Annotated in this window: 8 protein-coding genes and 1 pseudogene; 2 read left to right on the top strand and 7 right to left on the bottom strand. The window is 55.2% G+C overall.

The genetic code is table 11. From position 1 onward, the window contains the following. From WLY71_RS28440 to WLY71_RS28415, 6 genes and pseudogenes are all read right to left on the bottom strand, one after another. Nucleotides 1-227: pseudogene (locus WLY71_RS28440) on the bottom strand (terminase small subunit); the annotation flags it as partial. 144 nt (nt 228-371) lie between these two features. Then, nucleotides 372-716 carry a phage holin family protein gene (locus tag WLY71_RS28435; RefSeq protein ID WP_347806212.1) on the bottom strand — a complete coding sequence of 115 codons (345 nt, stop codon included), beginning with the start codon at nt 714-716 and terminating at the stop codon, nt 372-374. A 528-nt stretch (nt 717-1,244) separates the two neighbouring features. Continuing rightward, nucleotides 1,245-1,604 carry a PA0613 family protein gene (locus WLY71_RS28430; protein ID WP_347806211.1) on the bottom strand — a complete coding sequence of 120 codons (360 nt, stop codon included), beginning with the start codon at nt 1,602-1,604 and terminating at the stop codon, nt 1,245-1,247. Continuing rightward, a complete protein-coding gene (locus WLY71_RS28425) occupies nt 1,597-3,816 on the bottom strand; it encodes a VapE domain-containing protein (RefSeq protein WP_347806210.1) in 2,220 nt (739 codons plus the stop codon). Before WLY71_RS28425 ends, WLY71_RS28430 begins: the two co-directional genes overlap by 8 nt. Continuing rightward, nucleotides 3,806-4,036, bottom strand: a complete 231-nt coding sequence (locus WLY71_RS28420) for a TraR/DksA family transcriptional regulator (protein WP_347806209.1) — start codon at nt 4,034-4,036, stop codon at nt 3,806-3,808. Before WLY71_RS28420 ends, WLY71_RS28425 begins: the two co-directional genes overlap by 11 nt. After that, nucleotides 4,029-4,547, bottom strand: coding sequence for a phage regulatory CII family protein (locus tag WLY71_RS28415; protein WP_347806208.1), 519 nt, complete (start codon nt 4,545-4,547; stop codon nt 4,029-4,031). Before WLY71_RS28415 ends, WLY71_RS28420 begins: the two co-directional genes overlap by 8 nt. 672 nt (nt 4,548-5,219) lie before the next feature. On the opposite strand from WLY71_RS28415, the gene WLY71_RS28410 reads away from it, so the two are divergent. Next, nucleotides 5,220-5,951 carry a LexA family protein gene (locus WLY71_RS28410; RefSeq protein ID WP_347806207.1) on the top strand — a complete coding sequence of 244 codons (732 nt, stop codon included), beginning with the start codon at nt 5,220-5,222 and terminating at the stop codon, nt 5,949-5,951. Between the two features lie 5 nt (nt 5,952-5,956). Here WLY71_RS28410 and WLY71_RS28405 read toward each other — a convergent pair whose 3' ends face one another. Further along, the gene (locus WLY71_RS28405) at nt 5,957-7,036 is read right to left on the bottom strand and encodes a putative phage abortive infection protein (protein ID WP_347806206.1); all 1,080 of its coding nucleotides are present in this window, start codon (nt 7,034-7,036) and stop codon (nt 5,957-5,959) included. A 362-nt stretch (nt 7,037-7,398) separates the two neighbouring features. Here WLY71_RS28405 and WLY71_RS28400 point away from each other — a divergent pair, with 362 nt between their 5' ends. Further along, entirely contained in the window at nt 7,399-7,989 is a 591-nt protein-coding gene (locus WLY71_RS28400) for a hypothetical protein (RefSeq protein ID WP_347806205.1), read from the top strand. Nucleotides 7,990-8,049: the final 60 nt, after the last annotated feature.

Raw genomic sequence — 8,049 nt, 5'->3', positions numbered from 1 at the left:
CTGTAAACGTCACGCTGAAGCCGGTCTTGGTGGTGGCGGTCAGCGACAGCGGTTTTGCTGGGGTCAGCGGTGTCGCGAATCAACGCTTCACTGGCCGTGACATCGACCTGTTTACCGTCGGCGGTCAACACCAGGCGGTTGTTGTTTTTCAACCAGGTGATGTAGCTGGGCGCCCTGCCGATCCGAGCCGCGAAGGCGCTCTTTGACAGGTACATTGGTTCTGTCATAAGCCCTCCTTTTCAACGGCTTTTCAATGGAACCTTTCGATTTCAATGGATTGAATTTCAGTAAGCTGGCAACCCTGTCGCTAACACTTTCCCGCGGGTTTCCGACCCCGTACCCTCCGAATAACCCCAGGGTCCCCGGCGGTTTCAGGCTTGGCCGCCGCCATTCGGCGGGACTTCGCACACACCTAACCGCTTCGCAGCCCAGCGTTCGTACAAGCCGATGGCAACATCCGCACCCGCCATCGCCGTCAGGCAACCCAAGGCGCCCGCCGTCCAGAGCGACATGCCCGCAGCGATCATCAGCATCATCGCCGAGACCCCGCAGACAATGCAGGCACCAGAACGAAGCGCGAGCCGCCGCAACAATGCCCAGCCTCGCGCCCCATCCTTGTCTGCTCGCCACATCTCTCCCGACACACCGCCGACCAGCGCCAGGACAATCACTAACCAGATCGGCATCTCTGCCAGTGCTTGCTGCTCGTTTGTCATCGCCTACCCCATGAACGAAAAAACCCGGCGCAGTGGCCGGGCTTAGTGGTGTGGTGCCTGCCGCTCTCTGCGGTCGCACCTATCGAAGATGACTACTTTTTACAGGTCGATTCCGGTGGCAGCAACCCTGTTTTAATGCCACCCGGTGAATAGGTGGGCAACGCAGGGTCAACGCCTAGCGAATGTCGGCGAATACACCACCACGGCATTCTGTTGTTTCGGCGGTGTCCCATACGTCCCACCTTTCAGAGTCGAAGTAGGACACCTGAGAGCGCCTAAATTCGGGGCCTCGCCCCACTGTCCTACTTATCTTTCTACTTTCTCGTGTAAAGGAAGAAATTTAAAGAACACGCGTACGCGCGATATGCGCGCATTGCTGCCCGCTACGCTTACACGGGCGGGAGGCACTTATAGGCAGGACGGTGGGACAGCCCAACAACGACAAGGCCCGCACCTGTCCCGCTGCATCAGAGCGCAGCGGGACAAGACGGGCCAGTGGGACAATAACAGCCGAAGCAGTGCCTGGGGTCACGCAGCCATCCCCATCATCATGCCGAGGATTTGTAGATGTGCGTCATGCAAGCGCTGGTAGTAAGTGTCACGGCCACAGCCGCAATGGGCATACCGCAAGCGCATATCCACATCGAGCGTGCAGTAATGCTCCCGCACGACTGTCACCAGCTCGGGCGCAAGGTGCTTGGTCACAATCAGCTCGATATCCAACGAACTCTCGAGCGGTGCACGGAATGCACGTCGCCCACGGATCAATTGCCCATTGGTCTCCATCATCATGGCGACCATGTTCCCACCTGCGAGACCTCCACTCGAAAGGTCTGAATGCAACTCCTGAGCCCACGACCGAAGCAGCGAGTCGATCTCCTTAATCATCGAAACAAGGCTCCTCGAACGCTTCCCGCTGCAACGCCGAGGCACCACCCCACTCTGCCGGCTTCTTGTAAGCCCAAGGCCGTTGCCCGCTCTTAGCCAACGCAGGCAACCGCACACGTCGCCAACCCAACCGATGCATGATCGCCCCGACCCGCATCTGCTCCGGCTTACCCCAATGCCCAAAGTCCAACTTCAACGCACTCGTCAGAACATCGCTGCCGGTAGTGGTCTCGCCGATCTGCGATTCTTCCAGCCAGGTCAGAATCGGCCCTTCCCATTCATCCACCACAAAACGCTCGTCCTGCTCTTCGCCGAACATTGCCGCCTCATCCAGCGTCACCCACCAGAGATCGCCCGCGTCGTAACAGAACACCGCCTCGGCCCAGAGTTGATCGCGCATCGAGCGCAACAACTCCAGATCAACCTTTGTACACGCCACCGGCCAATAGCGCCGGTTACCCGTGGCATCCTTCAGATACTCGTCCTGGTTGGTCGTACCCACAAACACACACTGGCGTGGCACGTCCATCGTTCTGCGGCCGTAGCTCTCGCGATAAGTGTCGGTGGACGCAGAGAAGAACTGCTTGGCCTTCGTACTCTCAGCCTTGTTGAAACTATCCAGCTCGCCCAGCTCAACGATCCACTTGCCCCGGATCGCCTGAAAGCCGTCCTTGTCACCCAGCGCAAACGGCGTGTCCATAAACCACTCGCCGCCGAGAATGCTCATCGCCGTCGACTTACCGGCGCCCTGTGCGCCTTCCAGAATCATCACCGAGTCAGCCTTGCAACCCGGCTTCATCACCCGCGCCACCGCCGACAACAACCAACGCTTGCCGACCTTCGAAGAGTAGTCAGTCGCCTTAACGCCCATGACTTCCGTCAGCCAGCTTTCAAGACGCGACACCCGATCCCACTCGAGATTGCGCAGGTACTGCCGCACTGGATGAAACGCATGGTCATGCGCAACGACGCTCACCGCCTCGATCACATGCGAGGCTTTGACCCGCAAGTTGTACTGCTGCGCGAGCCACTTCATCACCCGCACATCATCAATGTCCGCCCAATCGCCCGTGCCGCCGCCATAAGGTGCAGCGCGTAGCTTCACGATCTTCGAACTGAAAGCGCTGTAGCTGACGACGCCAGCCCACCGCTCATCATTGGCCAGAATCAACTCAACGTTCTGCATATGCGCAATCAACACACCGCTTTCGCTACGAGCGAGCATGTCCTTCCAGCCACCAGCGGCCGGCGGCTTGACCACCGCCAACACCTGCCGGCGCACCGCCTCCAAACCTTCCGCGATATGCAGATCGTTGAAATCGGTCCACTTGTCTTTCCGCTCGCCGAAAAAGATCGGCGCGACCACTTGGGCACCGACGATCAGCGCCGCGTTATTGGCCTTCTCTTCACCGGGGTTCCAGGCATCGCCATTCGGTTTCGTAGTCTTCCAGTCATCGTCGCGACAGATGATCAGCGGGCAACCGGCAAACCGCTCACGCATCGCCTTGCAGACCACCAGCAAGTTACCGGCATCAAACGCAATGGCCACGGTCAGTGACGTGGCCATATGCAGACTTGCGCCGGTCGCGTAACCCTCACACACCAGCACCGGCTCACCCGGATCCGGATGTGGCCCGATCAAGTGAAAGGCGCCCTCCTTCGACATGCCGTAAGGCCAATAGGACTTGTCCCGACCGGTGTCCTGTTGCTTGGCCGGGAAGACCACCTGCAGGCCGACAATCTCGTCGCGCACGTTGCTCATGGGGATCAGAAACGCACCGGTACGCGGCGCATACCGAACGCCGATTCCGACAATCTGCTTACGATCCAGATAGTCGCTACGGCCCTTCTCCGGCATGCGCTGGAACATGCCAGCAGCGCGTTTCGCCGCACGACGTGCCGCGTTGGCCGAGATCTCGGCAGCCCGGCGTTTCGCCTCTTCCTGCCGAGCGCGCATAACCTCGCGCTCTTCCGTCGACATCCGCCCAGCCTTGACCTTGATCTTCTGCGACTCGCCTGAACGCCAGTCACCGAACGCGCCGAAGATCAGAGTCTCGCCTTTCTCGGTGCGCTGCTCGTGAACGACATACCAACCGTTTTTTTCCTTGCCCTTGTCCTGCGACGTTTTGCACCGGGTCAGTTTGCCAAACACCAATGGCTGCGCGGGTTCAAGGCCGTAGTCCGCGAATTGCCCAAATACCTCATCGAGCATGACGTGTACCATTCAGTTCCGCGAGGGAAAGGCAGTCGACACACTGCGTACAGCCGGGCTGCGCCAAACGGCGAGCCTCGGGGATCGGTCCATCACACGTTTCACAGAACAGAAACGAATGTGCCGCCAAAACAGGCTTGGCGGCGAGGAGACGTGCAGCAAGCGCCTGATCGATACGCTCCTGCACCAGGTCGTTAGCAAAGTCGACGATATCAACCATGGTCAGCACCCCGCGTCGTCTGGTTGACGTACGTGGCGCGGTTGAACAACCCCAGCAACCCCTGAATCCCTCGAAACACCTGCAGGCGAATCGCGGCGAGCTCCTCATCAGAAACCACCCCGTCACCAATGCTCTTGGCCCACGTATCCGCCAGATCCGCCACCTGCCTGAAGTACTTGGCAATCCCGGTGGTCAACGTTTCCGGCATGTCATTGGTGTACGCATCAGCCAGTTCCTGCCATGTCGTGTCACCGACCAATGCATGCACCGCATCCAGAATGCGGCGATCCTTGGTCAGCTCCAGAATCTCGCCGAACTCTTGAATGTTCACCGTGTGGCTGGGATGCGTTGGGGAAAGCTTGTGCTGCAGCGTGGTCGCATTTCGACCGGTGGTGGCGGCGATTGCAGCTGCGCCGCCGGGGTAGTCCCGTGCGGCATGGTAAAGCGCGAGATCGAGCGGCAAAACTTCCCGCTGCGCCCGCTCGACAGAACTCAGAGCGATACGGCTCATGGCATTAATCCTTGTAAGTTGCCAGTGCCGCGCGACATGCAGTGGTGATACATTTGCCGCGTGGCTTGAAAGGGCCCAAACGCCGGCTAGATCTTAGGGATCGATACCGGCACCGTGCCGGGGCGAGCAATCCGTTGCTCACCCCTGGCGCAACAGCTGCCAAATCTGTGGTGGAAGAGGCAGCAACACCAAGGCTTCCGAGCCTTGGAAAAGCGCGATAAAGAGAGGTGGTTCGCATGTGGTGTGCCCGCCTATCTTTATCGCGACCCGACAGCGCTGTGGTGGTGCGTGCCGGGAGGAACTGGGCGGCCTTTTGGTCGCCTTTTTTCTTGCTACGCTGCGGCTTTATGAGGAGCCGATGCGTTCAACAGCCAAGCTACTTGGAAGGTATTCCCTTTATGCTTCGCTGCAGTCGCCAAAAGCTCGGCGTATTTAGTTTCACCTGTGTAATCCGTTCGTGGGAGGCATGCAGCCTGACGCCATTTGTTCAATGCCTGATAGCTTCTATTGCATATCTTCGCAGCGGCCCCGATGCCGCCTACGGCTTCAAATGCGAATGCAATCGCGCTGGGAAAATTCGCGGGGTCCAACATGACAACCTCCATTTATCAACTTACGGTTGATGTTATAGATCAACTGACTATTGTGCAACCTCTATGAGACTCTCAACTCATGGTTGATAAAAATTCTCTCCGCGCAGCTTTCAGCGAGCGCCTACACGAAGCTCTCGACGATGCCGGCATACGCAGCCGCGGTCGTGGAGTAGATATTCATCGTCAGTTGAAAAGCCTGGGAGTGCGTAAGACGACTCAAGCGATAAGTAAGTGGCTGAACGGTGAAGCGATACCAGAAGCGGATAGCATGACTGCTCTATGCTCATGGTTGAAGATACGTCGCGAATGGCTTGAATATGGAGTCATACCAAAAAAACAAACCAGCGAACATGATGTTCTTAAAGGGGTTGCAAGCGACGAGAGTAACGTCATAGAGATCAATCATCGCTTCGGCAAGGTGCCGCTTATTTCTTGGGTACAGGCAGGAGCATGGTGTGAAGCAATCACAAATTTTGAGTCGTACGACGCTGACTCTTGGCTGTCATGCCCTGTTCAGATCAGCAACCATGGTTATGCGTTAAAGGTTCTTGGAGACTCGATGACTAATCAAGGACCAGGTCGTAGCTATCCTACTGGGTGCATCATTTTTGTTGACCCTGAGGCCGAAACCAAGACTGGGGATCGTGTCATTGCTAGACTACCGAGGACAAATGAGGCGACTTTTAAGGTATTAGCAGAAGATGCTGGCCGAAAATACCTACGCCCGATAAATCCTCAATATCCAATAATAGAATTAACCGAAGAAACGCATATTTGTGGAAAAGTGGTTGGAGCATTCATCCCCGAATAACTTTCTTATGTAATTTTCCGATTATATGTAGCACGCAGTTGATCACGAGCGCGATAACCTGCATATAAGATTATTCTAGAAGTTTCAATATCCTCGTAATCTGCATATGCCTCATCCTCGTAAAGACTGAATATATCTTTCCGCCCGTTTAAAAATTTAGATTTTTGCAAATGCTTCATCAAAGAATATTGTTCAACATAGCTCTTCAGCCCCTGTCCGTATGGCGTAATGCAGTTAAAAAATAGCAATTTAAGCTCATCATCGGACAATTGAGCCCTCAGAATATTTGAATACTGTCTTTTATGAAAATATTCAAGTCGAATTTGGCGAGGGGAGCGCCGCCCTGTCTGCTCTTCACCTGCAAACACCTTAAATCCGTCAACGAGCTTCAGTATCTGATATATGTTTCTGTAATATTGCGCAAGCGTGACACGTATGTCGCCCACAACACCCTCGTCGAAACCTTGCTGCAACAACTGCTGCTCAGTCGTTTTTTCAGGGTTAATTGCCGGATACTGAGGCTTCCGTGCCGACCTTTGAGCTTTTACTAAATCCTCGCAAGCATAACGGTAGTTTTGCAGTACTTCTTTCACAGTGGTCTCAAACCCATTCGAGCCAAAACCATCTGATTTATTCCTTATTCTCTCAGCCATTTTTGCATGAACATCTATTAGCCTAAAAAATACGGACTCAAAATTCTGCCGCTCAAACACCCCAGTTTGTTTATCTTGAATTCGATTAGCGATCCGTGTCTCCTCCCTTGCTTCTTTTAACTCCTTCCCTTGAGTACGGATCGTATACAACACCCCTAGAAGTGCCATAAAGCTAAGCAGTGGGTTGAGCACGCCACCAAAAAAATCTCCGAACTGTCCCAACTTATCCGACTGTTCTATAAATTTTAGACCAACATACGGCAAATCAATCCCATATGATAATTTAAAAACGACATATAGCCCCACGCTGCCAATCAGCGACACGCTCATCAACATTAAAAAACGTCCGACCCCCACCCAACGTGCCGCCGAAATAAAAAGTCGATTAATTGCAAAACGCCCATCACTCGTAACTTGTCGGTTACGTCTCAAATCCTTTTTCCGCACAGATTGCATCCAGTATTTAATTGATAATATTCGGCCATTTTTCAAATGCTATCTAATTGCCACTATTTCGTCTACTTTCAAAGCATTTGCACCAGCAAATCAACCGTCAGTTGACAGCGCGCAACCATTGGTTGATATTCGCTTCACTCTTCCACCACAGAGCGAGGCAAAACCATGCACGCCACAGCAACCTTGCACGTCCACCCGGCCGCTGCCGTCCCCTGCCGAATCTTTGAGATCCGCCGCCTAGCCCGCGAATGCGGCTGCTTGTTTGTAAACAGCAAATCGAAGCAAAAAGCTGGCACAGCTCCCGCCCCATTCGATCCGAATGGCGGAGGGCACGCAGCATGATCAAATTCAAAATCGACAACCGCACCCTGCAGTTGCTCAATGCCCAGGTCAACCTGACCGAGACCTTCAGTCATGTACTCCGGACGTTACCCAAGCGCGAGTGCCTAGCGTTCCGCCTCAAGGTTGAACGTGGCACAACAGAAAGCTCTTTCGTCGTCGAGCTGGCCAACGAACGCCACACGCTGACCCTGCAGAACGACAAGAAAATGCATCTCAAGTTGGCCGACTTCATCGAAGAGATCGCCAACGGCCCATTCGACGCGAGCAATACCATCGATCTGGTCCACCGGCCGCACGCCAGCCGCGAATACGGCCGCTTCGAAGTCTCGGACAAGCAGCGCGTGCTCGAGCTGGTACGCACCGGCGGAATGCTGAGCCTCGAAATGGGGTTCGACTATCCCCTACTCGTCGCCCTGCATCGCACTCAATCGCGCTCGGGTGTCACCACCATCCTGAGTATCGGCAACAAAAGCCCACACACACGGTGCTTCACCGTGTACGGCACCAATGTCGAGATCTACGCCAAGGTCACCGAGTCCATTAACCACCTCACTGCAGCGGCAACCCCTGCCGCGCACGCGGCATAAGGGGGACGCAATGGAACGCACCCTCGCCCAAGCCGCAACCCACCTCGGTCTGACCCGGCC

It is taken from the genome of Pseudomonas rossensis (genome assembly GCF_039888995.1).
Taxonomy (GTDB): Bacteria; Pseudomonadota; Gammaproteobacteria; order Pseudomonadales; family Pseudomonadaceae; genus Aquipseudomonas; species Aquipseudomonas rossensis.
Note: the sequence above shows the minus strand (reverse complement) of the source record. Positions and strands in the feature narration are given on the sequence as shown.

What these genes read in the sequence shown, in the direction of transcription:
- WLY71_RS28410 (WP_347806207.1), top strand. Translation starts at nt 5,220, where the DNA reads ATGGTTGATAAAAATTCTCTCCGCGCAGCTTTCAGCGAGCGCCTACAC.
- WLY71_RS28435 (WP_347806212.1), bottom strand. Translation starts at nt 716, where the DNA reads ATGACAAACGAGCAGCAAGCACTGGCAGAGATGCCGATCTGGTTAGTG.
- WLY71_RS28420 (WP_347806209.1), bottom strand. Translation starts at nt 4,036, where the DNA reads ATGGTTGATATCGTCGACTTTGCTAACGACCTGGTGCAGGAGCGTATC.
- WLY71_RS28430 (WP_347806211.1), bottom strand. Translation starts at nt 1,604, where the DNA reads ATGATTAAGGAGATCGACTCGCTGCTTCGGTCGTGGGCTCAGGAGTTG.
- WLY71_RS28415 (WP_347806208.1), bottom strand. Translation starts at nt 4,547, where the DNA reads ATGAGCCGTATCGCTCTGAGTTCTGTCGAGCGGGCGCAGCGGGAAGTT.
- WLY71_RS28400 (WP_347806205.1), top strand. Translation starts at nt 7,399, where the DNA reads ATGATCAAATTCAAAATCGACAACCGCACCCTGCAGTTGCTCAATGCC.
- WLY71_RS28425 (WP_347806210.1), bottom strand. Translation starts at nt 3,816, where the DNA reads ATGCTCGATGAGGTATTTGGGCAATTCGCGGACTACGGCCTTGAACCC.